The sequence below is a fragment of the Acidobacteriota bacterium genome, assembly GCA_020845575.1.
In the GTDB taxonomy this organism is placed as follows: domain Bacteria; phylum Acidobacteriota; class Vicinamibacteria; order Vicinamibacterales; family Vicinamibacteraceae; genus Luteitalea.
In genome coordinates this window covers 195,716-219,929 of record JADLFL010000012.1, presented here as the reverse complement: position 1 = coordinate 219,929, position 24,214 = coordinate 195,716, and the positions used below count along the sequence as shown (strand labels likewise).

Annotated in this window: 18 protein-coding genes and 1 riboswitch; of the genes, 5 read left to right on the top strand and 13 right to left on the bottom strand. The window is 69.1% G+C overall.

The features are described 5' to 3' along the window. Positions 1–5: 5 nt before the first annotated feature. Positions 6–2,420 carry a penicillin acylase family protein gene (locus IT182_03165; GenBank protein MCC6162329.1) on the bottom strand — a complete coding sequence of 805 codons (2,415 nt, stop codon included), beginning with the start codon at positions 2,418–2,420 and terminating at the stop codon, positions 6–8. A gap of 97 nt (positions 2,421–2,517) precedes the next feature. Here IT182_03165 and IT182_03160 point away from each other — a divergent pair, with 97 nt between their 5' ends. Continuing rightward, positions 2,518–4,347, top strand: coding sequence for a M61 family metallopeptidase (locus tag IT182_03160; protein MCC6162328.1), 1,830 nt, complete (start codon positions 2,518–2,520; stop codon positions 4,345–4,347). Here IT182_03160 and IT182_03155 read toward each other — a convergent pair. Together IT182_03155 and IT182_03150 are read right to left on the bottom strand one after the other, a co-directional pair. After that, positions 4,310–5,014 (bottom strand): CDP-diacylglycerol O-phosphatidyltransferase, encoded by a 705-nt coding sequence (locus IT182_03155; GenBank protein MCC6162327.1) that lies wholly within the window; start codon positions 5,012–5,014, stop codon positions 4,310–4,312. The two genes, IT182_03160 and IT182_03155, sit on opposite strands and share 38 nt — an antisense overlap. A 7-nt stretch (positions 5,015–5,021) precedes the next feature. Further along, positions 5,022–5,276: a hypothetical protein gene (locus IT182_03150; protein MCC6162326.1), complete on the bottom strand. Its 255-nt coding sequence runs from the start codon at positions 5,274–5,276 to the stop codon at positions 5,022–5,024. A 43-nt stretch (positions 5,277–5,319) separates the two neighbouring features. Here IT182_03150 and IT182_03145 point away from each other — a divergent pair, with 43 nt between their 5' ends. Further along, complete coding sequence (locus IT182_03145) at positions 5,320–10,047, top strand: DEAD/DEAH box helicase (protein MCC6162325.1); 4,728 nt, start codon at positions 5,320–5,322, stop codon at positions 10,045–10,047. Between the two features lie 33 nt (positions 10,048–10,080). On the opposite strand, the gene IT182_03140 is transcribed toward IT182_03145, so the two are convergent. The 6 genes from IT182_03140 to IT182_03115 all read right to left on the bottom strand — a co-directional run bounded on the left by IT182_03140 (position 10,081) and on the right by IT182_03115 (position 16,735). Next, positions 10,081–11,226 (bottom strand): methionine adenosyltransferase domain-containing protein, encoded by a 1,146-nt coding sequence (locus IT182_03140; GenBank protein ID MCC6162324.1) that lies wholly within the window; start codon positions 11,224–11,226, stop codon positions 10,081–10,083. Beyond that, positions 11,223–12,533 (bottom strand): hypothetical protein, encoded by a 1,311-nt coding sequence (locus IT182_03135; protein MCC6162323.1) that lies wholly within the window; start codon positions 12,531–12,533, stop codon positions 11,223–11,225. Before IT182_03135 ends, IT182_03140 begins: the two co-directional genes overlap by 4 nt. Continuing rightward, on the bottom strand, positions 12,530–12,964 hold the full coding sequence (locus IT182_03130) for a hypothetical protein (protein MCC6162322.1): 435 nt from the start codon (positions 12,962–12,964) through the stop codon (positions 12,530–12,532). Before IT182_03130 ends, IT182_03135 begins: the two co-directional genes overlap by 4 nt. Beyond that, positions 12,961–14,358, bottom strand: coding sequence for an AAA family ATPase (locus tag IT182_03125; protein MCC6162321.1), 1,398 nt, complete (start codon positions 14,356–14,358; stop codon positions 12,961–12,963). The genes IT182_03130 and IT182_03125 overlap by 4 nt, the downstream gene beginning before the upstream one ends. After that, positions 14,349–14,469, bottom strand: a riboswitch (SAM riboswitch). It overlaps the preceding gene by 10 nt. 99 nt (positions 14,470–14,568) lie before the next feature. Next, complete coding sequence (locus IT182_03120; protein MCC6162320.1) at positions 14,569–15,714, bottom strand: aminotransferase class I/II-fold pyridoxal phosphate-dependent enzyme; 1,146 nt, start codon at positions 15,712–15,714, stop codon at positions 14,569–14,571. An 88-nt stretch (positions 15,715–15,802) separates the two neighbouring features. Then, positions 15,803–16,735, bottom strand: a complete 933-nt coding sequence (locus tag IT182_03115) for a hypothetical protein (GenBank protein ID MCC6162319.1) — start codon at positions 16,733–16,735, stop codon at positions 15,803–15,805. A gap of 60 nt (positions 16,736–16,795) precedes the next feature. Here IT182_03115 and IT182_03110 point away from each other — a divergent pair, with 60 nt between their 5' ends. Further along, positions 16,796–17,326: a peptidylprolyl isomerase gene (locus IT182_03110; GenBank protein MCC6162318.1), complete on the top strand. Its 531-nt coding sequence runs from the start codon at positions 16,796–16,798 to the stop codon at positions 17,324–17,326. Between the two features lie 3 nt (positions 17,327–17,329). Here the strand turns inward: IT182_03110 and IT182_03105 are convergent, their stop codons facing one another. From IT182_03105 to IT182_03090, 4 genes are all read right to left on the bottom strand, one after another. Further along, positions 17,330–18,862, bottom strand: a complete 1,533-nt coding sequence (locus tag IT182_03105) for a response regulator (protein ID MCC6162317.1) — start codon at positions 18,860–18,862, stop codon at positions 17,330–17,332. Between the two features lie 7 nt (positions 18,863–18,869). Continuing rightward, a complete protein-coding gene (locus IT182_03100) occupies positions 18,870–20,468 on the bottom strand; it encodes a hypothetical protein (GenBank protein MCC6162316.1) in 1,599 nt (532 codons plus the stop codon). Further along, positions 20,465–21,241, bottom strand: a complete 777-nt coding sequence (locus IT182_03095; GenBank protein MCC6162315.1) for an ABC transporter ATP-binding protein — start codon at positions 21,239–21,241, stop codon at positions 20,465–20,467. The genes IT182_03100 and IT182_03095 overlap by 4 nt, the downstream gene beginning before the upstream one ends. An 89-nt stretch (positions 21,242–21,330) precedes the next feature. Then, positions 21,331–22,479: a type IV pilus twitching motility protein PilT gene (locus IT182_03090; protein ID MCC6162314.1), complete on the bottom strand. Its 1,149-nt coding sequence runs from the start codon at positions 22,477–22,479 to the stop codon at positions 21,331–21,333. 151 nt (positions 22,480–22,630) lie between these two features. Between IT182_03090 and IT182_03085 the strand changes: the two genes are divergently transcribed. Both IT182_03085 and IT182_03080 read left to right on the top strand, forming a co-directional pair. Next, positions 22,631–23,584 carry a hypothetical protein gene (locus IT182_03085; protein ID MCC6162313.1) on the top strand — a complete coding sequence of 318 codons (954 nt, stop codon included), beginning with the start codon at positions 22,631–22,633 and terminating at the stop codon, positions 23,582–23,584. Between the two features lie 69 nt (positions 23,585–23,653). Then, on the top strand, positions 23,654–24,124 hold the full coding sequence (locus tag IT182_03080) for a hypothetical protein (protein MCC6162312.1): 471 nt from the start codon (positions 23,654–23,656) through the stop codon (positions 24,122–24,124). Positions 24,125–24,214: the final 90 nt, after the last annotated feature.

Genomic DNA, 24,214 nt, shown 5'->3' with positions numbered 1-24,214 from the left:
GGCGTTCATTCCGGGACGAGCGTGAGGCGCGTGCGCGTGGCCTTGTCGACGGCGGCCTTCGAATACGGGAGCGGGATGTACTGTCCCTGCGCCCACAGGGGTGCGAGATCGCGGTAGTGCGGGCTCGCGGGATCGCCTGACTGGCCCGGCGTGTTGATCGCGACCGACGCATCCCAGCGGCCGACGTCGGCCACCATGCGGAAGGACGCGCCCGCCGTCAGGTGATAGTCGCTCGCGCGGTAGCTCGTCGCCATCGGCGTCACGGCGGATCCGCCGATCGGTCCCGCGTCGACGGTGAGCCGGCGCCGCGCCTCCGTATCCACACGTGCGCCGAGCGGGTGCTCGAAGATCGCCTGGTGCAGCGCGCCCCATCGCCACGTCGACTCGTCGGAACCCAGCGTGCGCGAGAGGTCGTGCAGCGCGGCGGCCAACGAGTCGACCAGCACACGCGCACGACGCTCCGGCGTCAACCATCCTTCGTGCCCGTCGAGCACCTGCAGCACGCGCGTCGAATCGCCATTCCCCACGCGCGCTGCCGCTCCTGCCGGCAGCACCGCCTGCACCACGGCTTTCCGCAGGTGCGCGGAGTACCACACCTCGAAGATCGCGGCCGCGGTGCTGTCCGGCCGCATGTGGTGATCCCATCCACGCAGCAGGTCGAGCGCGCGCGCCACGCCAGGACGATCGTCGGTGAGACCCGCGAGCATGGCCGTCACGCGCCGCGCGGGGATCGACAGCGTGTCGAGTTGATACGCACGCGAGTCGTCGAGACGATGCGGATCGGACGCGCCGAGGAGTTCGTGCAGACGCGTGGCCCTGAACGCGTCGCTCCATTCGTAGCCGACGCCCTTGGCCGCCGCCGGATGATCCGGCGGAATGTTGGCCTCGTTCGCCGTCATGACGTAGCCCGCCGTCGGATTGAACGCACGCGGCAGTTCGTCCATGTCGCGATAGCCGGCCCACTCGTAGCGACCGTCGCCGGGCACGGGCGTGAGACCGTCCCAGTTCGGCCTGATCACCGTCAGGCCGCCTGGCACCCAGCCGATGTTTCCCTGCGTGTCCGCGTACACCTGGTTCTCGCCCGGCGCGCCCCATCGGTTCATCGCGGCAGTGAACTGATCCCAGTTGCGCGCGCGCATGTACTCGATCGATCCGAAGTACGGGGCCATCCCCTCGTCAAGCCACGCCGCACGCAGCGCGAACGCACGACGCGATGCCGCATCACGCACGAGGATCGGGCCGTGCCGCGTGAACGCCAGCGTCACGTCGCGCGGCGCCTCGCCCCGCACTTCGATGCGCTCCGTCACGATGGTCATCGGCTCCCAGCGGCCCTGGTACCTGTACTCGTCGGGGCGATCGGGGTTGGTCTCGTAGACGTAGAGATCCTCCTGATCCATGTAGAAGCGCGTGAGGCCGAATGCGATCGCGTCGTTGTGACCGATCGAGATGCCAGGCAGGAACGGCTCGCCCGCGCCGATCGCGTCGAGGCCCGGTGCGACGAGGTGGCTGATGTAGCGGAGACTCGGCACCGAATGCGCGCGATGCGGGTCGCTGGCGAGAATCGGCCGCCGGGTCGCCGTCCTGGCCGGAGCCACCGCCCAGTTGTTCGATCCCTGCGCCGCCGCATCGTCGGCCGCCACCGGCAGCAGCGCGAGCGATGGCCCGGCAACACCACCGGCTGCCGCCGTCGGCGCGCGAAAGACAGGTCGCGCCGTCGCGAGCGCGTAGACCTCACGCAAACGCGCGAACGGCAGCGCACACGGATCGACACCGTCAGCGAGCGTCGGCGCGATCTCCGGCACGAGTGCGCGCCGCAGCCAGTCTGCCTTCGCGGCATCCTGCCCGTCCTTGCAGTACACCTCCGCCCTGTCGATCTCGCCCGTCAGGTTGAGCGTAAGTCCGTGGTGACGGATACGGACGATGTCCGAGGCGTCCCAGCGAGCGGGGGTGTAGCCGAGCAGCCGGAACTCCTCCGGAAGCAGCTCCGGCTGACGCTCGGTGAGCGCCACGTAGGCATTGACACCGGTGACGAACGCCTCGGCGATGCGCTTGGCATCCGAGGCGTACGCCAACCACTCGCGATACAGGTTGCCGCGGAACAGCACGGCGCGCGCCATGCGATCGCTCTCGACGTACTCGGGTCCGAAGTCCTTCGCCATCTGCCCGAGCCCGCGCTTGCGCCACATGTCGATCTGCCAGAGGCGATCGCGGGCGGCCATGTAGCCCTGGGCCACGAAGACGTCGTACAGGCGCTCGGCACGGATGTGCGGGATGCCGCTCCCATCGATCGAGACCGTGACCGGTCGTTCGAGCCCGGGGACGGCGTGCGCAGGCGGTGCGGAGGTGCGTGGCTGAGCCTGGCTGGGCACCGCCGCAGCGAGGCAGAGCCCGAGGGCGACACCGATGGTACGACGGGGCATGGCGTCATGGTATGACGAACGTGAGCGCGCGAACGGAATCTCCTATGATTTGTCCGGCGTGTGCCTCCCGGCTGCGCTGACCGCGCGTACCAGACCCATGATTCGCCACACCCTCACCGTTCTCGCTGTACTCGCCTGCCTGTCGCCCATGACTTCCGACGCCCAGACCGCCGCCAGGGTGCCCTCGCGGGCGCAGGCCGACGCCCCGATCACCTACGCGCTGAGTTTCGCCGACGCGACGCGGCACTACGTGGACGTCGAAGCCACCTATCCGACGAGTGGGCAGCCGCGCATCGAGCTGATGATGGCGGTCTGGACGCCGGGTTCGTACCTCGTGCGCGAGTACGCACGCCACGTCGAAGGCGTCCAGGTGGTGGCACCCGCTGGCGTCTCGGCGCCGGTCAAGACGCGGAAGAACCGCTGGAGCGTCGAGACGGGTGGCGCCTCGCACGTCACGATCCGCTATCGCGTCTACGGTCGCGAGATGAGCGTGCGCACCAACTGGATCGAGTCGCGATTCGCGCTGCTGCAGGGCGCATCGACGTACCTGACGCTCGTCGGCGGGTTGCAGCGGCCGCATCACGTCGCGCTCACGCTGCCCGACGGCTGGTTGAACGCGATGAGCGGACTCGCGGAGGCCAGCGGCCGGACGAACGCGTTCGTGGCCGCCGACTACGACACGCTCGTGGACAGCCCGATCGTGGCCGGCGACATGAAGGTCTACACGTTCACGCAGGGCGGCAAGCCGCACGCCCTGGTCAACGTCAACGAGAACGGCTCCTGGAATGGGGAACGTGCCGTTGCCGACGTCCAGCGCATCGTCGCCGAGCATGAGGCGTTCTGGGGCGGCCTGCCGTACGACAAGTACGTGTTCATCAACATGATCACCGAGGCCGGTGGCGGGCTCGAGCACGCCAATTCGTCGGTGCTGATGGCGTCGCGCTGGGCGATGGGCACGCGCGAAGCGTACGTGGGCTGGCTCAACCTCGTGGGTCACGAGTTCTTCCACGTGTGGAACATCAAGCGCCTGCGTCCTGTCACCCTCGGACCGTTCGACTACGAGCAGGAGAACTACACGCCGAGTCTCTGGGTTGCCGAAGGCTTCACGTCGTACTACGGCGATCTGCTGGTGCGGCGCGCCGGTCTCGCGTCCGACGCGGACTACTTCGTCGGCTTGTCGGGCGACATCAGCGGCGTCGAGCGCACCGCTGGGCGACTGGTGACGCCCGTGACGCAGGCGTCGTTCGATGCGTGGATCAAGTACTACCGTCCTGACGAGAACTCGCCGAACACGACGATCAGCTACTACACGAAGGGGCTCGTCATCGCCGCGCTGCTTGACGCGCGCATCCGCCTTGCCACGCAGGGGCAGAAGTCACTGGACGATGTGATGCGGCTCGCGTACGCACGGTACTCCGGGGCGAAAGGCTACACGGAGGCGCAGTTCCGCGCAGTGGTCGTAGAGCTGGGCGGCGCCGGCATCGCCGACATGCTGACGCGCATGCTCGACACGACGCAGCCGCTGGACTACGAGCCCCTGCTCGACGCATACGGCCTGCAGTTCCTGCCGCCAGACAGCCGTGCGACACGGGGCTGGCTCGGCGTGCGAACGAGGATCGACGGCGGACGTCTGGTGGTGAGCGAAGTGCAGCGCGACTCACCTGCCGCGGCCGCCGGTGTCAACGTCGACGATGAGATCCTCGCCATCGACGACATCCGCGTACGGGCCGACCAGTGGGAACGGCGGATGGACCAGTACCCGCCGACGACGCGCGCCTCGCTCCTCGTGGCGCGCCGCGATCAGCTGGTGCGACTCGACGTGACGTTCGCGCAGGAACCCGGCAACGCATGGCGCCTGATCCCGCGCCCGGGAGCGACGCCGGAACAGCTCACGTCACGGGCCGCATGGCTCGCGACGAGCCACTGAGCCACAACGACAGCGCCGTGTAGTACGCGGGGTAGACCAGTCCGCTCCAGCGCAGCCAGGCAGGCACGTCGGGCAGCCACCAGATGGTCAGCAGCATCTGCACGGCCCAGATGATGCCGAGGGCCACCGTCAGTCCCATGAGGATCGGCGTGCGCGAGGGATAGACGTACTTGATCGGGACGAACACGAGCGCGGCCAGCACCACCAGCAGCACGGTGGCGGTGGTCTGCGACCATCCCCACGCCGCGATGTACAGCGCCACGATGTTCCAGTAGGACGGCCAGCCCGTGAAGAAGTGGTCGGCGGTCTTGGCCGAGAGGTTGGAGAACCCGAGGCCACTCGCGATGAGCACGGCGGCCACGGCGCACGTCCCCGATGCGCCGCCCAGCCACCGGCCTTCCCACAGGATCGCCAGCGGGACGATGACGTACGTGAAGTAATCGACGATGTCGTCGAGACGCGCGCCGTCGATCGACGGCGCGTGGCGCTTGACGTCGACGGCCCGTGCGATGACGCCATCGACGGCATCCACGGCGACGGCCACCGCGAGCCAGAGGAACGCGGTGCGGATGTCGTGGCCCCAGGCGCTTCGCAGGGCGAGCCAGCCGAGCAGCGCCCCAGACGCCGTGAAGGCGTGTACGCCGAAGGCCGCGAACCGGTTCGGCACTGCCCCGCTACTGAACGGCGGCGAGACGGCGATCGAGTTCGGCCACGGCCGCCTCGATCTGCACCTTGCGGACCGGGTGGGTGGTGTTCTCGAGCTGACGCGTCAGTTCCGCCCTCGCTAGCCGAAGCGATTCGCGGGCACGCAGCTTCTCGGGATCGACGCCGGCGGCCAGGCCGCGGCGACGCTTCTCGTGTTCCCGCGCGTCAAGTTGTTCCTGCAATCGGGCTTCGGCGTCGACGAGCCCTTCTCCGGCATCACTCATTCAGGTCAGTCCTCCCCGTGGCGGCTCCTGCCCACGGTCCAACATGAGAGGATACCGAAAAACCGTGGACGTGCCCAAACTCTTCCACCCGGTGGTGGCGCAGTGGTTCTCGGCGGCGTTCGCCAGACCCACCCCGCCGCAGGTGCAGGGCTGGCCCGTCATCGCGAGCGGCGCGCACACGCTGCTCCTCGCGCCCACGGGCAGCGGCAAGACCCTCACGGGCTTTCTCTGGTGCATCAACCGGGTGATGTTCGAGCCGCCGGCGACGGCACGCGAACGCTGCCGCGTGCTCTACATCTCGCCGCTGAAGGCGCTGGCCGTTGACGTCGAGCGCAACCTGCGTGCGCCGCTGGCCGGCATCAGCCGCCTCGCGCTGGAGCAGGGCGTGCCGCACCACATGCCGGAGGTTGCGGTTCGCACGGGCGACACGCCCGCCGGCGAGCGCGCACGCTTCACGCGGCATCCGGCGGACATCCTCATCACCACGCCCGAATCGCTGTACCTGCTGATGACGTCGAACGCGCGCGACGTGCTGCGCGACGTCCATACGGTGATCGTCGACGAGATCCATGCGATGGTCGCCACCAAGCGCGGCGCGCATCTCGCGCTCACGCTCGAACGGCTCGAGGCACGCGCACGCGGTCCGGTGCAGCGCATCGGCCTCTCCGCCACGCAGCGCCCTCTCGACGAAGTCGCACGCTTCCTCGGCGGCGCGCCACGCAGGAGCGGTGCGGTCGGGCTCGGAGAGCCGACCATACCAGGTGAGGCCGACATTCCGGGTAGGGCCGACGCTTCTGGTAGCGCCAACGCTTCTGGTAGGGCCGGTTTTCCGAACCCGGCCCCGCAGGAAGATCCTGCGTGGCGGCCGGTGCAGATCGTCGACGCGGGACGCAAGCGACACCTGTCGCTGCACATCGAAGTGCCCGTCGAAGACATGGCGCGCCTGACGCAGGTGGAGGCGATCACGAGCGGGCCCGCGGCAGCCGGTCCACTCGCACCGTCGATCTGGGCGGCCATCCATCCACGTCTCCTCGACGTGATCCGCGCGCACACCTCCACGCTGCTGTTCGTCAACAGCCGTCGTCTCGCCGAGCGGATTGCGGGCGCGATCAATGAGCTGGCTGGCGAAACGCTGGTCCGCGCGCATCACGGATCGCTCGCGCGCGAGCAGCGCGTCGAGATCGAGGACGCCCTCAAGGCCGGGCGGCTCCGCGGACTCGCCTGCACATCGTCGCTCGAGCTCGGCATCGACATGGGGGCCGTCGATCTCGTGGTGCAGATCGAAGCGCCGCCGTCTGTCGCGAGCGGCCTGCAGCGCATCGGGAGGGCCGGCCATCAGGTGGGCGCGACGAGCGCGGGGCTGATCTTCCCGAAGTATCGCGGCGATCTCGTGGCGTGCGCCGCCGCCGTGCGCGCGATGCACGACGGACGCGTCGAGGCCTCGTTCATGCCGCGCAACCCGCTCGACGTGCTCGCGCAGCAGATCGTCGCGATGGTGGCCATGGACGACTGGCACGCCGACGACCTGTACGCGCGCGTGATGCACGCCGCGCCGTTCGCGTCGCTCCCTCGGCAGATCTTCGACGGCGTGCTCGACATGTTGTCAGGACGCTACCCGTCCGACGAGTTCGCGGAGCTTCGTCCGCGTCTCACGTGGGATCGCGTGGTCAATCAACTCACGACACGGCAGGGCGCCAAACACGTCGCCATCGCCAACGCCGGCACGATTCCCGACCGCGGCCTGTACGGCGTCTTCCTCGCCGGCGCGGCGGCCGGCACGGCTCGCGTCGGTGAACTCGACGAGGAGATGGTGTTCGAAAGCCGCGTGGGCGAGACGTTCCTGCTCGGCGCCTCGTCGTGGCGCATCGAGGACATCTCGCACGACCGCGTCATGGTGTCGCCGGCGCCAGGACAGCCCGGCAAGATGCCGTTCTGGAAGGGCGATGCGCCCGGGCGGCCGCTCGAATTCGGCCGCGAGATCGGTGCGCTCGTCCGGCAGTTGCGGCACGACACGCCTGACGCGGCGCGCACGCGACTCGAAGAGCGGCACGACCTCGACGCGCTCGCGGCGGCCAACCTGCTGCAATACCTCGCGGAGCAGGAAGAGGCCACGGGCGCGGTGCCCGACGATCGCACGATCGTGATCGAGCGCGTCCGCGACGAGATGGGCGAATGGCGGCTCTGTCTGCTGTCGCCACTCGGCGCGCGCGTGCTCGCGCCATGGGCGATGGCCGTCACCGCCCGCTTGCGCGAGAGGCTCGGGCTCGACGTCGAGACGTGGTGGGCAGACGATGGGTTCGCTGTGCGCTTTCCGGAGACCGACGACCCTCCGGATCCGATGTGGCTGATCCCTGCGCCAGACGAGATCGAGGACGTCGTCGTGAGGCAGCTTGGCTCGACGTCGCTCTTCGCCGCGCGCTTCCGCGAGTGCGCCGGGCGTGCGTTGCTCCTGCCGCGCAGGCGTCCTGGCCGTCGCGCCCCACTCTGGCAACAGCGCAAGCGCGCGCAGGATCTGCTGGCCGTTGCCGCGCGTTACGGATCCTTCCCCATCATCCTCGAGGCGTATCGCGAGTGCCTGCGCGACGTGTTCGACATGCCGGCGCTCGTCGAAACGCTGCAGGCCGTGCAGGCACGGCGCATCCGCGTGGCCACCGCAGACACGCCGACGCCCTCGCCGTTCGCCGCGTCGCTCCTGTTCGGTTACGTCGCGAACTACCTCTACGAGGGCGACGCGCCGCTGGCCGAGCGTCGCGCGCAGGCGCTCACGATCGATCAGGTCCAGCTCCAGACGTTGCTGGGATCGGCGGAACTGCGCGATCTGCTCGACACCGACGCACTTGCCGCGCTCGAAGCGCAGTTGCAGTGCCTGGCGCCCGACTATCGCGCGCGATCGCTGGATGGCGTGCACGATCTGCTGCTGCGCATCGGCGATCTGAGCGCCGACGAACTGCACGCGCGCAACGCTGACGAACGGGCTGAAGCCCGTTCGCTCCATACGGCATCGGAAGGAGCGCATCCGACGTCGGCGGGGGACCGGCTCGTGCGGGCGCGACGGGCGCTCGTGCTGTCGATCGCCGGCGAGCAGCGCTACGTGGCCATCGAGGACGCGGCTCGCTATCGCGACGCGCTCGGCGTGCCACTGCCACCGGGCGTCCCAGAGTCGCTGCTGACTCCACAGCCGCACGCGCTCCGCGATCTCGTGTCGCGCTTCGCGCGCACGCACGGGCCGTTCACCACCGACGAGGTGGCGGCGCGATTCGGGCTGGGCCGCTCCACCGCCGAACTCGCGCTCTCGTCTCTGCACGCGGAAGGGCGCCTCCTCGAAGGCGCGTTCCGTCCCGGCGGGCAGCATCGCGAATGGTGCGACAGCGGCGTACTGACGTCGCTGCGACGACGGTCGCTCGCGAAGCTGCGATCCGACGTCGAGCCCGTCGAACTGCCCGTGCTCGGTCGCCTGCTCGCACAGTGGCAGGGCGTCACGCATCGGCGACGCGGTCTCGACGCCCTCCTCGACATCGTCGAATCGCTGCAGGGACTGCCGTTGGCGGCGTCGATCCTCGAGCGCGAGATCCTGCCCGCGCGGTTGCAGCGCTACCAGCCCTCCGACCTCGACGCCCTGATCGCGGCGGGGGAGGTCGTGTGGACGGGCGTCGAACCGCTCGGTGAGCGCGACGGCCGCGTCGCGCTGTTCCTCGCCGATCACATGGGGGCGCTCTGGCGCGGGGCCATCCAGCCGCCCGATCGCACCGACCTGTCGCCGCGCGAGGACGCGATTCTCGAGACACTCGGTACGCGCGGCGCGCAGTTCTTCGGCGCACTCCACGACGCGGCAGGCGGCGGATTCCCGCAGGAGACCGTCGACGCGATCTGGTCGCTGGTCTGGCGCGGGTTCATCACCAACGACACGCTGCAGTCGCTGCGCGCGCACGTCGGTGCTGCCGTCAGGGAACGCCGCAGTCGAGCGCCGCGGACGTTCCGCTCGCGACGGTCCGCGCCGCCCGCCGCCGAGGGCCGATGGGCGCTGGTGGCGGAACGCCGCGACCTGATGACAACACCCACGACGTGGAGCGCGGCGACAGGTCAGCAACTCCTCACCCGTTACGGTATCGTCACGCGCGAGGCGGCATCGGCAGAGAGCCTGCCGGGTGGATTCACGGCGATCCACGACGTCTTCCGCACGCTGGAGGAGAGCGGGCGTATCAGGCGCGGGTACTTCGTGAACGGCGTGGGCGCCATGCAGTTCGCGATGCCGGCGGCCGTGGACGCCCTGCGGGCGCTCAGGACACCGCCGGAGGAACCGGAGGTCGCGGTGCTGTCGGCGACCGATCCCGCCAATCCGTACGGTGCCCTCGTGAAATGGCCCGAACCGCCGCCCGGCGCGAGTGGACGCGGCCCCACGCGCAGTGTCGGCGCGCGCGTCGTGCTCGTGGACGGCCATCTCGCCGCGTGGCTCGCGCGCGGTCTCCGGTCGTTGCTGGTGTGGCTGCCCGAGCACGATCCCGATCGCACCAGGCACGCGACGGCGCTGACGAGTGCCCTCCTCATGACGGGTACGGATCCCGATGAACGATCCGCGGCCGTGGTGCTCGCGGAGATCAACGGCGGCCCGGCGCTCGACTCCCAGGTGCGTCCGCATCTCGAGGCGGCAGGCTTCACCGCGACATCGCAAGGCCTGCAGCGGCGCGCCCCATCAGCGGGCCCATCGGCGGCTGTCGGGGTCGTGGCACATCTACCGCGTCGGGGGAGCGTGGCAGCGAGGCGCACGAGGTAGCGCGCCTCACGCATTCGTCGAGCCAGAAGTAGCTCACTGACCGGAGCAGTGCGACCGCGTGACGACGAGACGCTGCGGCTCGTCACGGTTCCAGGGGCGCGACAGGTCGAAAAAGTGGTCGCCGCGGGCCAGTGATGAGTCGATCTCTGCCGATGCGTAACGATCCGCCATCGCGTCGAAGTCGAAGAACTCGCGAGGAGCGCGTGGGCCGCGCGGCGACATTTCGCATGTGACCTCCAGCGGCACCGCGACGTTCGGTGCGTACGCGACGCGGATGGTGCACTCGCCTGCCCCGCCGGCAACCGCGCGCACGGCGGCGTGACGTGCCGCACAGGCGCCCAGGCGGTCGATGTGCGTGAGGTGCTTGCCCGACAGCGCCCCGCCGCCGATCGGGACGTGCGGGCCGTAGTAGTCCATCACCAGCTTTCGTCCCGTCTGGCCGTTGTCTCCGTCGCTCCCGCCGTTGAGCAGCGGGCCGTTCGGGTTCACGTCCAGGTCCACCGTCGACCACGGTTCGCACCAGCGGCCGTCGCCATCAGCCAGTTGCGCGTACGCCAGACCGAGGCAAGCCGCCACGCGCTCCGCCAGGTCGAGCACCTCCGTCTCTTCCCGATGCTGGAGGGTGACGAGCACGTGTTCGAGACGAAGTCGAACGGCGGATCGCGCGCGCGAATCCCCGCCCTCGAGACGCATGCGCACCAGGAGCTTGCCATCCGGTCCCTCGCCCCGCAGTTCGCCATCGCGACACGCGTCGGTGAGCGCGCGACGGAACGCGTGCGCGAGAAACGTTTCCGGCGGCAGGTAGTGCGTCCGCGCATCGCCCCACGCATGCCCGACGACGATCGACTGGTCGTTCACGTGCCGCGTCCAGCGCGTGGGATCGGCCACGACGCGGCAGATCGTGTCTGTCACACGATAGCGGTCGCCGTCGATCCAGTTGCCGCCGCAATACCCCACCTCGCGCGCGACGCGTCGCACGAGCGCGCCGAGGTCGGCAGTGAATGGTGCGCGCGTGGCGATGCCACCGGTCAGGAACACTTCGTTGGACCACGCACACACCTCGGTCTGGCAATAGGCATCGGGCTCGACCGCCGACGCGGCCGCGACGATCGCATCGGCGATCTGATCGCAGAACTTGTCGGGATGTCCGGGCAGTACGGCCTCGCAGACGCGAATCACGACGGCATCCGATCGAGTTGCGACCAGGGCAGGCCGGCCCGTCGCACCAGAGCGGGATCGCCGTCTCTCGTCACGATGACGTGGAGCCGCGAGCGACTCGCGGCGGCCACCAGCTTCGAGTTGAGGGGCTCGACGTACCCGTCCGTGACAATCACGGCAGCCGCTGGACGCGTGTCCGCTACGTGCCGCAACACGCACGTCAGGCTCGTGCCACCCGACGTCTCGGCCTTCAGGTGTCCGTGCTCGACGATCGCGGGTGCGACGATGTCGCTGAACGCCCACAGCGGCTGGCGCACGTATCGCCGCAGCCGCGCGATGAGCGCCACGATCTCCGGCATCTCCGCCCACATCGACCCGCTGACGTCGAGGTACACCTGCGTGCTGCCGGTGCGATGCGGGCGCTCGGTCGCCCAGCACGCGTCGGGCAGCAACGGCGACCACCGTGCACGCAGGAAGGCGCGCCTGTCTGACGGACTCAGCACGGGCAGCGTGTACGCCGCCTCGCGTGCCTCCCGTCCGGCACCGCGCGCGTCCGGCTGGATGTGCCGCCTGAACACGGCGAGCGTGGCGCGCCGCCACTGCTCGATCGGCGCGTCGCTCGACGCGAACACCTGCTCGAAGACGATCGCCGACGAGCCTCGCCCCCGCGGCGATCGCCAGATCCCCGCGCCGTTCATCTGCCGGAATGCGGCGTCCACGGCTGTCTCGAGTACCGACGGCAGCGCCTCGTCGAGTTCCGCGTGGTTGCCAATCAGCCGTCTCGCAACGGCGGGCACGTGCGGCTCGATGTCGTGCGCCAGGGCCTCGATGTCGTCGGCCACCAGTGTTCCCGCGTAGAGCCCGTCCCACAGCGATGTGAGGTCGATGCGTGTTCCGTGCCGCTCGGTGCGCAGGACCTCGCGCGCGCGCCTCCTGCGCAGCAGCCTCGCCAGCCCCGTTTCAGTCGCGTAGTAGCGCGACATCATGGACGAGTACGCCTCGCCGCACTGCCGAGCGATGATGGCGTTGATCACGGCATCACACGCGAGATGCCGCGCGGGCGTGACACCGAGCCGCGTTTGCGTGTGCCGCAGCAGCACGTGCAGCAGCTCGTGCAGGATCACGGCTTTCACGTGCGCGTCGGTGCGGCAGTGCGCGGCGACGAACGCGGCGTTGATGCGCAGGCGCGGCAGCGTCTCGCACGTCACGGCAAGCGTCGGCACGTCGCGCGTGAACTCGACGTGGAGCACGCGCAGGATCGCGCGGCACGCCAGCGGGTTCTCGTCGATGAGCTCCTGGAGGATGGCGCGAATGCGTGCGTCGGTCATGACACGTAGAACCCTTCCGGCTCGAAGAGCTCGAGCTGTCTCGAGAGGCTGGCCGTCGTCCAGACGACGGGACGCGACGGATCGAAGAGGTGCGCGGTACACAGGCCGAGCAGCAACGCCTGCTCCAGCACGGCCAGCGGGGCATCGTCGAGGCACGGCAACTCCCGCGCGCGAGGCACGAACCGCCTGCACAAGAGTCGCTTCGCTGGTACGGTGAACGCCGCGCGCAGATGGTCAGGCGTCGCGAAGCCGGCAGCGGCAAGCGTTCGCCACACGATGTCGGCGACATCGTCGCTTGCTCGATGGTCCAGGCCCACGCGCAGCACACGCGGCATGCGGATCGGACCGTCGGTGCGATTGAGCAGCGTCCGTCGAATGTGCTCCACGCGCGTCCGGCTGCACGGGCCGCCCGTGTTGGCCCACACCGTCATGACGTGCGGATCCCTTCGAGTTGGCGCACGCAGGCGTCGATGTCGGCCTCCAGCGCCGCTGGCGATCCGACTGCAGTGTCGGACGTGGTGCACCAGGAAAAGAACTGGTGCGCTCGCTCCCTGCGGGCGCCCTTCAGGGTCGCGAGGACCTTCCCGAGGCGCGCGAGTTGCGGATGCGTGGTGCCCGACTGCGACAGACGCTCCTGCCAGTGCAGTTCGGCGTCGACGGCGAGGATCCGCCCGGCGATCCGGCCGAGATCCTCGACGGCGTCCGCGCCGATCGGCAGGCGGCCGGCCACGGCTGCCGGATAGACAGCGAAGGCGAATGCCGCCGCGCGGTGCGTCGTCGCGTTGGCCAGCCACTCGGAGACCACCTGCGTCCCTTCGTCGGGATCGGTGCAATGCGCGAGCAGCAGGCGCAGCTTCTCGGCGATCGAGCCCGCCGCCATGAACTCGTGGACCCAGGCGGGCCGCGACTGCCGGGCGACGTCCCACGCACTCTGGTGCGCGGCCGCCACTCGCGCGCCATCCGGGTCCTCTCCCCACGTCGCGTGGGGCAGGCTGCACCCGAGCACCAGCTTGAACAGGTCACTCGTCCCCCCGCCGGCGACGATGGACGCGGCGACGAGGCTTCGCGCGAGCAACCGCACGCGCCGCGGCGAGACGCGGATACGACCCGCGTTCAGCGCCGTCGCCGCCGCCGACGCGTACGCCTGCGCGAACGACGAGCCGTGCGCAAGCGTGTGTTCGAACGTCGCGCGCCATGCCGTCACTCGATCGCGCAGATCGTCGTCTGCCGGCGCGATGCGCCCTTCGCCACCGGCATCGGCCAGGCGCAGGCGTTCGTCGGGGTTCAGTTCGCTCCACTCCGCCGCGCGCACGAAGAGCGCGAAGCGATCTGCAAGCGCGGGGTCGAGCGGCTCGGAACCCGTGTAGTCCTCGTGGGTGTCGCGATCGCTCGGGCACGGATTCATCGCCGCCCACCGATAGCGCAGCGTCGGGAGGGCGATCCCCTGCAGGCGGCGCTCGTGGATGAGCGAGAAGAGCCGGTTCTGGTGTTCGGGCCTGCACCGGCTGATCTCGTCGATCAGGACGGACTCGGCGCCCCACACGGTGGCGGGCGTCTGCAGGAACGTGATGCCCGCACGGTCGTCGTCCGGATACGGGAACCCGACGAGATCGTCGAACGCGATCAGGCTGGCGTTGTAGTGGCGGTGCTCGAGCCCGAGGGCCTCGCTGAGCGTGTTGAGGAGATACGTCTTGCCTGTGCCGGATCGCCCGATGAGCAGGAGCGGATCCCCGGTGACGAGCGCGGCCATGATGACGGGCTCGCACGTGTCGAACCCGTACACGCCGAGCGCCGCCAGCCGCGCGTGTGCGCGAATGGTAACCATTTGGTTGCCGGGCTCCACCGGCCACATCCGCGCGTGAGCGCGCGGGCACCTTGCGTGGTCGTCGCAGGTTGCCGGACCCGTGTCGTCCACGGGCCACTCGGGATGTCTCCTGGCACTCTAGCTGTCGGCGCTGATCGCCTCAACAGCCGAGCGTGTCATGCGCGTCTGGTGCGCGACACCGTCAGCCGGATGAAATCCGGCGGCTACACCTCAGGAAACCAGGATGGCTCTGAAGGCGGCGATGGCGGTGGTCATCTCGTCGGGCGTACCGAAGGAGATGCGGGCCTGCGTGGCCAGTGGCGGGAACGGGCGGCCGATGAGGACGCCGCGCTCGCGGCAGGCGGCGCCGAAGTCGCGGACGTCGCGGCGCACGTCGACCATCACGAAGTTGGCCTGCGACGGCACGGGCGGGTAGCCGATCTCCGTGAACGCCTTCACGAGGCGCGCACGCGCTTCGCGATTGAGCGCCTGCTGCCGCGCGAAGTACACCGTGTCGTCGAGCGACGCGATGGCGGCCGCGACGGACGCGCAGGCGAGCGTGCCGCTGCCGGCGCACAGGCGAAGGCGTTCGAGCGTGTCCGGATGACCGATGGCGTACCCGATGCGCATGCCGGCCAGACCGTGGATCTTCGAGAACGTTCGCAGCACGACGAGGTTGCGTCGCTCGGCGGCGAGCGACGCCACCGAGCCGTACGTCGGATCGTCGGCGCAGTCGAAGTACGCCTCATCGATCATCACCACCGTCTCGGGCGATGCCGCCGCGATGCGTTCGATGAACGAGACGATGGCGGTCTTCGGATGAAAGGTGCCCGTGGGGTTGTCCGGGTTGCAGACGTAGACGAGCCCGGCACCGTGGCCCTGTTCCGCCATGCGGTCGAGATCGATCGTGAGCGCCGGCGTCAGCGGCACCATGCGCACGGGCATGCGCAGCGCGCCTGCCGTACGCACGGGCGTCTCGAACGTCGGCGTCGCAGCCACGAGCGGACGTTCGGCCGTGACCCACGCGAACACCGACGCCCTCAGGAGATCGCCCGATCCTGCCGCCACGAGTACCGACGCGGCGGAGATGCCCTGCATCGCCGCCACGCGTCCCGTGAGGAGGCTCGGCGATCGCGAGTAACGGTTCCCGTCATCCAGCAGCGCGCGTTCGACGGCGGCGACCACGCGCGGGCCAGGACCGTACGGACTCTCATTGCTGCCGAGGCGAATCATGCCCGGCGGAATCTGCGGACGGTCCTGTCCTGCGGCGTGCGCGGCGGTCATCGCCTCGAAGCCCCGGGCCGAGAGGGCTGCACCGCTCACCGTCGCGGTGACCTGTCCCATGCGGCGGACGAATCCGCGTCGTGTCAGAGCCATGTGTGTCGATCCTCGGAGTGATGGCGCCGGAGGGTGACGTCGTTGGTGCCCTAGTATGCGCCGGTCGAGGCGCGTTCGCGCCTGCCATTCATGGGCGCGGCTGAAGCGTGCTCGCGGCGTCAGGGTCGGCATCGGCCCACAACGCGCGCGCCTGCGCGATCGTCTCCTCCGCCTCGCGGGCGTGCCCGAGGTGCCGGTACGCCGCCGCAAGACCGCGACGGGGTTGCACGCGCCGGGGCCATTCGGCGATCACGTCCCTGTAGCGTTCGACAGCCGCAGCGTAGCGATCCGTTGTCAGCAGCAGATCCGCTTCGACCTCCCGGGCCAGGACCACCGGCGCCAGCAGTTCCTCGCCGGCGTTCAATCGCCGTTCGAGATCGTGTGCGGCGTCGAGCAGCATCTGCATCTCGTCACGTTCGTACTGCGCGCCGGCCATCGTCCCCTGCACGATGAGACGCGCGCGTTCCGCTTCGCTCACCGGACCTGCGGTGCGAGCCATGTGCGTGAGCCGATCCAGTTCGGCGCGCGCCTGCGCCTGCAGGCCGGCGTCCTGCGTGGCCCAGGAGGCACGTGCCGACGCGACGCCGCGCACGAGCGGCCCGACCCAGGGAATCGCCAGCTCTCCTGGCAGCGACACCGACGCGAGCGTGGACCACTGCGCCCCGTCGACCAGACGCGTGGCGTCACCGCGCAGGATGAGCGCGTCCCATGCGTCACGATCGCCCGGATCGAGGACAAGGCCGGCACGGCGGGCTGCCGTCAGTCGCGCGTCGGCGTCGCGCCAGCGCCCCTCGTCGAGGTCGCGCTGCACGCAGCGCGCCAGCGTGAGCTGCGCGTCAGGCAGCAGGACCGTTGGCAGCAGTCGCGGCTCGACAGTCGGAGTTGGACAACCGGAGAGCACCGCGCGCCCCTGATTTCCGCCGAAAAACCTGGCATTTCCGCGAACAGGCACGAAGGCACCGCTCAGCGCCACGGCCAGCAGCGCACTGCCGGTCAGGGCTCGCCGAGCAACGCCGTCCATGCCGGGATTATGAACCGGCGAAGGGATGGCGACACGGCGCGGGTGATAAGGTGTGGGGCCATGACCTTACCAGCGGGGCTCTATGCCCACTTCACCACCAGCGAAGGCGCATTCACCGTCCGGCTGTTCGAGGACGAGGCGCCCAAGACGGTGGCCAACTTCGCCGGCCTCGCCGAGGGCACCATCGAGTGGCAGGACCCTGTCACGCGCCAGCCCATCACGCGGCCGTTCTACGACGGGTTGATCTTCCACCGCGTGATCGATGGGTTCGTCATCCAGGGCGGCTGCCCGATGGGCAACGGCATGGGTGGTCCGGGATACAAGTTCGGCGACGAGTTCCATCCGTCGCGTCGTCACGGCAAGTCCGGCATCCTGTCGATGGCCAACGCCGGCCCCGGCACCAACGGCAGTCAGTTCTTCGTCACGCTCGGCCCCACGCCGCACCTCGACGATCGGCACTCGGTGTTCGGCGAAGTGATCTCGGGAATGGACGTGGTCTCTCGCATCGGCCATGTGCCGACCGGCCGCGGCGATCGTCCCGTGAAGGACGTGGTCATCGAGTCGATCAAGATCGAGCGCGTCGACGCGTAGCCCTCACGCCACCACGGCCCTCACGCGCGCGAGGAGGCGATCGGGCGCGAAGGGCTTCTGCAGGAACGGACGTCCTGCGTCGATGATGTCGCGCTGCACGAGCGCGTGATCGGCGTAGCCGGACATGAACAGCACATGGACGTGGGGGCGCTCGGCCCCCACGCGCTTTGCCAGTTCCACGCCGTTGAGGCCCGGCATCACCACGTCGGTCAGGAGCAGATCGATCGCACCGGCGTGCTGCGACGACAGCAGCAGCGCTTCCTCGGCGTCCTGCGCCGAGAGCACCACGAGTCCTTCTCCTTCGAGCACGCGCCGCACGAGGCGCAACACCGACGCCTCGTCCTCCACCACCAGCACCACGGGCGGCCCGATGCGCGCGACGGGTGGCGGCACCACGGGCGCCTGCACCGCGGCCCCCTTCTGCTCTTCGTAGTACCGCGGCAGCACGATTTCGACGCGGGTGCCGACGCCTGGCGTGCTATCCAGCGCCACCGCGCCACCCGTCTGGCGCACGATGCCGTACACGGTCGGCAGTCCGAGTCCCTGCGCGAGCGGCCTCGTGGTGAAGAAGGGTTCGAAAGCGCTGGCACGCGTCGCTTCCGACATGCCCGAACCGGTGTCGGCCACCGTCAGCGTGACCGCCGGCCCACGGCGCACCTCCAGCGTCCGCGCCCGCTCATCGTCCAGCACGCCGAGCGAGATCTCGATCGAGAAGGTCCCGCCATCGGGCATGGCGTCCCTGGCGTTGGCGGCGAGACTGAAGATCGTCTGCTCGATCTGTCCCGGATCGGCGAACACTTCGACGGGCTCGTCGGGGACACGGATCTCGACCCTGACCTGCTCGCCCATGAGCCGCGACAGCATCTTCGACATGTCGCCGAGCATCACGCCGATGTCGACGATCTCGGGCTGCATGAGCTGACGCCGGCTGAATGCCAGCAACTGACGCGTCAGCGATGACGCACGAATCGCGGCGTTGCGGATCTCGTGCAGGTCGAAGCGCCGGGGATCGCCGATCTCGAACTGCGTGTCGAGCAGATCGCAGTACCCGACCACGGCCGTCAGCAGGTTGTTGAAGTCGTGCGCGATGCCGCCGGCGAGGCGGCCCACCGTGTTGAGGCGCTGGGCCTGCCGTACGGACTCTTCGAGCTTGCGCTGATGCGTCGCGTCGCGGAACCGCCAGAAGTGGACGATGGTCCTGCCGCGCTGATCGATGGGCGAATACGACCATTCCAGCGTGCGGCCGTCTGTCGCGGTGAGCGTCTCCTGCGCCGGCCCGGCATGCGGCTCGCGACTCGCCGCCAGCCGCGCGTCGAGCCCGACGCTCTGGTCGAACGAGGCCGACGCGGCCGCCCACACCGACTGTAACGGACCTTCCTTCAGCGGCGCGGTCCCCGTGTCGCCGAACAGCGCGACCCACGCCGCGTTGACGACGCATGCGCCGCCTTCCACCGCCTCGAGACACGCGGCCTCGGGCAGGTGCTGGATGAGCGGGATGAACGGCGTCAGCGATGAAGCGTGCGATCCGGTCCACATGTCGTTCTCAGTTCGGGCATTCCCAGTGGCGCGACAGCCGGCGGACGCGCGCGAGCAGGCATCGGTGCAGGAGGAGGTCGATCGCCGCCAACCCGGCCACGCCCACAAGTGTACGCACGACGTTGGCGTAGAGATACGGCCGCCAGAACGGAATCGTCGAAATGATCACCATCGTCGGCGCCATGAGGAGCAGCAGGGCAAACGAGCGCGTGCCCTGTCGTGTGGGCTGCGAGAACGGGAGCGCCGGATTCAGCAGCAGATCGGCGGTCAACAGGGCGTGCGACAGGAGGCCGACGACAACGCCGTGCGCGAGCAGTTCGAGCGGCGGGCGCGGATACAGCCATCCGAGGATCGCCAGGACGAGCACCAGATACGGCAGCAGGAACCGCGTGACGACGGTGTTCTTCAACGCGACGACGATGGATTCCCGGGACGTTGGCGCCGCATGGAACACCCAGCCCGCCCGCCACGATTCGCTGTAGACGAGGAACTGCCGCAGCATCACCGGGAAGAACAGGACCGCGTAGTAGACCAGCAGCGGCTCCCGCTGCATCACCTCGGGCCCCTCCGAATCGCTGAACCCGGCAAACAGGTAGATGACCGTCAGCGGCAGGATGCCGAGCACGCCGAGCCTGAACTTCTGGTCGGTGCGGAACTGGGCGGCGGCGAGCAGTCCGATCGCCTGGTGCGCGCGCCCGAACGGCGACCATCGCGACGCCGGCAGCGTGCCCCGTCGCGGCCGGTCCACGAACATCGTCGACAGGCGGTCCGCGTACGTGAGCGTGAGCCGACTGCGCACCAGCAGCGTGGCACCGACGAGTGCCACGAGTGGCGCAACGGCCGCGATGACGTCGAGCCCGGTCCCGCGTCCCTCGACCAGTTCGATCCATGCCGCGAACCAGGCCGCCGGATTCACGTACGCCCACGACGACTTGTCGAACGTCAGGGCGTCGAGTCCGCGCGTGGACCGTGACAGGACGAAGAAGCCGCCGATGAACACGAACGAGAGGGCGAACTGCAGATAGCCCAGCGCGCGGTGCAGCCGGCCAGCGGGAATGACCTGCACGAGCGTCAGGAACAGCAGGATCACGGCCAGCGGCACGAGGATCGCGCACAGGATCGCGGCGGCGAGGCTCGTGAGTGCGGCGGCGATCGATCCGCCGAAGTCACGATAGACGTAGGCCACCGTCGGCAGGAGCGCGAACGGCGCCGTGAGCATCAGCGAGAATCCGACCACCGACGTGAGGCGCGCGACGAAGAACGTCCGGCCGTCGACGGGACGCGGCGCGAGTTGCACGTGGTCGTCTGGCGACAGCACGATGCTGGTGAAGTCCACGAGCAGCGCGAGACCCAGCGTCGCGAGCAGGAGCGAGTAGTAGATGGTGCTCGTGGCGAAGACGTTGGGCAGTGCCACGATGAGCGCCGCGCAGAAGCCGCCGTACACGAACTGCGACAGCAGCGCGCCGCCGAAGCTGCCGATGGCCGCGCGCGACAGACGGAGCCCGGTGCCCGTCATCTGCCTGATGTCGCTGAGCACCGACACCCACACCAGCGCCCGCCATTGCACGGGGTCGACGCCGAGCGCGCGCGCCAGGATGGCTGTCACCGTCGCGCCTCGAGCGCCGACAGCACGCCAGCCGTGGCGTCCTCGGCACTCCGTGCTCCGGTCAGCGCGGCGAACGCGTGCTCGAGCGACTCACTCCCCGTCTCGCGCGCGATGTCTTCCGGCGTTCCCGCGGCGATCGCGCGCCCCTTGTCGACGATGACGATGCGGGGACAAAGCCGTTCGACGATATCGAGCAAATGCGAGCAGAAGAGGATGGTACGGCCCTGCGCCGCCAGCCCGCGCAGCAGCTCCTTGAACACGAGCATCGCGTTGGCGTCGAGGCCGTTGAGGGGCTCGTCGAAGATGATGACGTCAGGCGCGTGCAGCAACGCCGACGCGATGAGCACCTTCTGCCGCATGCCCTTGGAAAACGTCACCATGCGGGATCCGCGAACGTCCTGCATGTCGAACATGCGCAGGAGTTCCTCGATGCGCGATCCCACCACGCCGGCATCGAGGCCGTACAGCAGCGAGATGAAGCGGAAGTATTCGTCAGGCGTGAGCGCGTCGTAGAGCGCGCCCGTCTCGGGCACGTACCCCACGCGCCGCTTCACCTCGATCGGGTGCGTGGCGATGTCGAAGCCCGCCACCTCCACGCGTCCGCGCTGCAGCGGGAGCAGGCCGGTGAGGATCTTGACGGTGGTCGACTTTCCCGCGCCGTTCGGGCCGAGCAGTCCGAGCACCTCGCCGCCGTGCGCTTCGAAGGTGAGCCCCTGCACGGCGGGCGTCCCACCGTACGCGTGATGGAGATCTGTGACGCGGATCACGCCCACGAGTGTACAGATGTCGGCCGAACCGCGGCTTGCATCTGAATCCGTCGGCAGGGCCAGCCATCCAGGCCCGGCCGCGGGCCGATCGGCGACTACTTCGCGGCGGGTGCCTGCGGAGTGATGAACTTGGTGTCCACCGCCAGGCGCTTCAGCATGGCCTCGAAGCCTGTCTTGTCGACCGCCTTCACGTAGGCCTCTTCCGGCGCCACGAGCTTGTTCTTCACGAGGTCGGCGAGCGCGTCGTTCAGCGTCTGCATGCCGACGGCCTTGCCCACCTGCATCATGGACGGGATCTGGAAGGTCTTGCCTTCGCGAATCAGGTTGCTGATCGCGGTGTTGACGATCAGCGTCTCGAGGGCCGCGATCCGGCCGCCGCCGACCTTGCGACAGAGCGTCTGCGCCACGACGCCCTTCAGCGACTCGCTGAGCATCACGCGGATCTGGCTCTGCCTGTCGGCTGGGAACTGGTCGATGATGCGGTCCACCGTCGACGCCGCGGTGCTCGTATGCAGCGTGCCGAACACGAGGTGCCCGGTCTCCGCCGTCTCGATGGCGATAGCCACCGTCTCGAGGTCGCGCATCTCGCCGACGAGCACGATGTCGGGATCCTCGCGCAGCGCCGCGCGCAGCGCGTCCTTGAAGCCGTCCGTGTGCGTGTGGACCTCACGCTGGTTGATGAGGCACTGCTTGTTCTCGTGAACGAACTCGATCGGATCCTCGATCGTGATGACGTGATCCTGGCGCGTCCTGTTGATGTAGTCGACCATCGCGCAGAGCGTGGTCGACTTGCCCGAACCTGTCGGTCCCGTCACGAGGACGAGCCCCTTGCTCAAGTGGCACAACTGCAGCAGATGCGACGACAGTCCGAGCTGCTCCGCGGTGAGGATCTGGCTCGGGATGACGCGGAACACCGCGCCCATGCCCTTGCGATCCATGAAGATGTTGGCGCGGAAGCGCGCCAGCCCCTGGATCTCGTAGGCGAAGTCGGTGTCGTGGCGCCGCTCGAACTCGGTGCGGTTCTTCTCGGGCGTGATGGGCCCGAGCAGACGCCGGATGTCGTCGGCCGTCAATCGCGGCGCGCTTTCCTCGACGGGCGCCATCCTGCCGTCCTTGCGCACCATCGGCGGCACGCTGACACTCAGGTGCAGGTCCGAGGCCCCTGTCTGCACCATCAGGCGGAACAGGCGGTTGATCGGGGGTTCCTGGACGATCGGCGTGGGCGCGGGAGCAACGGAAGCCATCTCACGTCCCCAATCGGCACGACGCGGCGGGACTGGAGGGCATGGCTGTCGGCATCCGCGGCATCGCGGCATGTCCGGGTCTACACTTTCCGCCATGCAACCTCGCCTCCACGGCCTCACCCGCGGCATCGTTCTCGCCCTCGGATGCCTGATGCTGGCAGTGCCGCACGCGCAGACGCCCACGCTGGTACCCGGCGCGCGCGTCCTGCTCGACGCGCACAACGCGTATCCGTATGAAGGTCGGTTCGCGGACCGCATCACGCGAGGCCTGGCCACGGGGCTGCCGGTGGCCATCGAACAGGACCTGATCTGGCGCGTGGGGTCCGACGGCAAGGGCGAGTCGGTGGTGGGCCACGACGAGGACAAGGTGGCCGACGCGGCCACGTTCGAGGCGTACTTCTTCAAAACCATCGCGCCGCTGATGCGGTGGGCGCTCGAGGAGAACCGGCGCGAGACGTGGCCGCTCATCGTGCTGAACCTCGATTTCAAGACGAACGAGCCCGCGCACCACGCCCGCGTGCTCGAGCTCCTGACCGCGCACGACGCGTGGCTCACGACGGCGCCGCGCACCGCCACACCCGAACGTCCCGAGCCGTTCACCGTCGGTCCGTTGCTGGTGCTCACCGGCAGCAACGACGGCCAGCAGCGAAGCTTCCACGATGCCATCGCTCCGGGCGATCGCATCAGGCTGTTCGGCGCGTATGAAGCGCCCGCCACGCCCGAACTCACCAGCGAGCAGCGCACGCTCGCGCTCGGCACGACGGCACCGGAGGTCCTGATGCCGGCGCGCGCCACCAACTATCGCCGCTGGGTCAACTTCCCGTGGCTGGTCGTCGAGTCAGGCGGCCCGACGAAGGCCGGCGACTGGACGGCCGCCGATCGCACGCGGCTCGACGCGCTCGTGACGCGTGCCCACGGGCAGGGGCTGTTCATCCGCTTCTACACGCTCAACGGACACCCCGCCGACGAGGCGTCACGCCAGGGCTGGTCGCGGACGTACAACTTCGGCAGCGAGGCGAACGCGAGGCTGCGGTGGCAGGCCGCGCGCGAAGCCCGCGTGGACTTCATCGCCACCGATCAGTACGAAGCGTTCAGCCGCAGATGAGTTCGGATGGCGGCGTTGTCTGGTACTGTCGGCCATGCGGGCGACGTCCTGCCTGAATCCACCATGACCATGTCCACGTCTGCTTCGTTCGCTTCCGCTCGCGCTGCCCTTGGCGCGTGCGTCGCCGCTTTCACGCTGGTGCTCGCCGTCCCCGGCGCTCATGCCGAGACGGACTCGAAGAAGGTGCGCTTCGACGGCAGCGACACGGTGCCCGTCAAGCTCGTCGTCCAGGGTGTGGAGGTGAGCACGATCCGCTTCAGCCTCGAAGGCGGGATCAAGTTCAATCCGTTCAAGTCTGGCAAAGGCCCGCAGGCCTTCCTCGCCGTGAAGAACGCGGGTACCAAGGCTCTGGACTTCGGCATCGCCATCGTCCTCTACGACGAGAGGGGTGCGGTGATCGCCGCGAGCGAGAGCAATCACCTCGGCGATCTCGACCCGGGCGAGGAGGGCGAGATCGTGGTGATGTTCCGCTACGTGAAGCGGAAGATCTACGCCGCCAAGACCGTGGAGATCGTGCTCGAAACGCTCCCGCCGAGCTGACCTGTCATGTGCGGGCAGTGACGCAACAGGCGGGACCGGTGTGAGCCGGTCCCGCCCGCAGCACTCCGACGAACAAGGGAAGGGGAAGGT

What these genes read in the sequence shown, in the direction of transcription:
- IT182_03105 (MCC6162317.1), bottom strand. Translation starts at nt 18,862, where the DNA reads ATGTGGACCGGATCGCACGCTTCATCGCTGACGCCGTTCATCCCGCTC.
- IT182_03150 (MCC6162326.1), bottom strand. Translation starts at nt 5,276, where the DNA reads ATGAGTGATGCCGGAGAAGGGCTCGTCGACGCCGAAGCCCGATTGCAG.
- IT182_03165 (MCC6162329.1), bottom strand. Translation starts at nt 2,420, where the DNA reads ATGCCCCGTCGTACCATCGGTGTCGCCCTCGGGCTCTGCCTCGCTGCG.
- IT182_03120 (MCC6162320.1), bottom strand. Translation starts at nt 15,714, where the DNA reads ATGGCTCTGACACGACGCGGATTCGTCCGCCGCATGGGACAGGTCACC.
- IT182_03145 (MCC6162325.1), top strand. Translation starts at nt 5,320, where the DNA reads ATGAGAGGATACCGAAAAACCGTGGACGTGCCCAAACTCTTCCACCCG.
- IT182_03135 (MCC6162323.1), bottom strand. Translation starts at nt 12,533, where the DNA reads ATGACCGACGCACGCATTCGCGCCATCCTCCAGGAGCTCATCGACGAG.
- IT182_03080 (MCC6162312.1), top strand. Translation starts at nt 23,654, where the DNA reads ATGTCCACGTCTGCTTCGTTCGCTTCCGCTCGCGCTGCCCTTGGCGCG.
- IT182_03110 (MCC6162318.1), top strand. Translation starts at nt 16,796, where the DNA reads ATGACCTTACCAGCGGGGCTCTATGCCCACTTCACCACCAGCGAAGGC.
- IT182_03130 (MCC6162322.1), bottom strand. Translation starts at nt 12,964, where the DNA reads ATGACGGTGTGGGCCAACACGGGCGGCCCGTGCAGCCGGACGCGCGTG.
- IT182_03090 (MCC6162314.1), bottom strand. Translation starts at nt 22,479, where the DNA reads ATGGCTTCCGTTGCTCCCGCGCCCACGCCGATCGTCCAGGAACCCCCG.
- IT182_03125 (MCC6162321.1), bottom strand. Translation starts at nt 14,358, where the DNA reads ATGGTTACCATTCGCGCACACGCGCGGCTGGCGGCGCTCGGCGTGTAC.
- IT182_03085 (MCC6162313.1), top strand. Translation starts at nt 22,631, where the DNA reads ATGCTGGCAGTGCCGCACGCGCAGACGCCCACGCTGGTACCCGGCGCG.
- IT182_03160 (MCC6162328.1), top strand. Translation starts at nt 2,518, where the DNA reads ATGATTCGCCACACCCTCACCGTTCTCGCTGTACTCGCCTGCCTGTCG.
- IT182_03115 (MCC6162319.1), bottom strand. Translation starts at nt 16,735, where the DNA reads ATGGACGGCGTTGCTCGGCGAGCCCTGACCGGCAGTGCGCTGCTGGCC.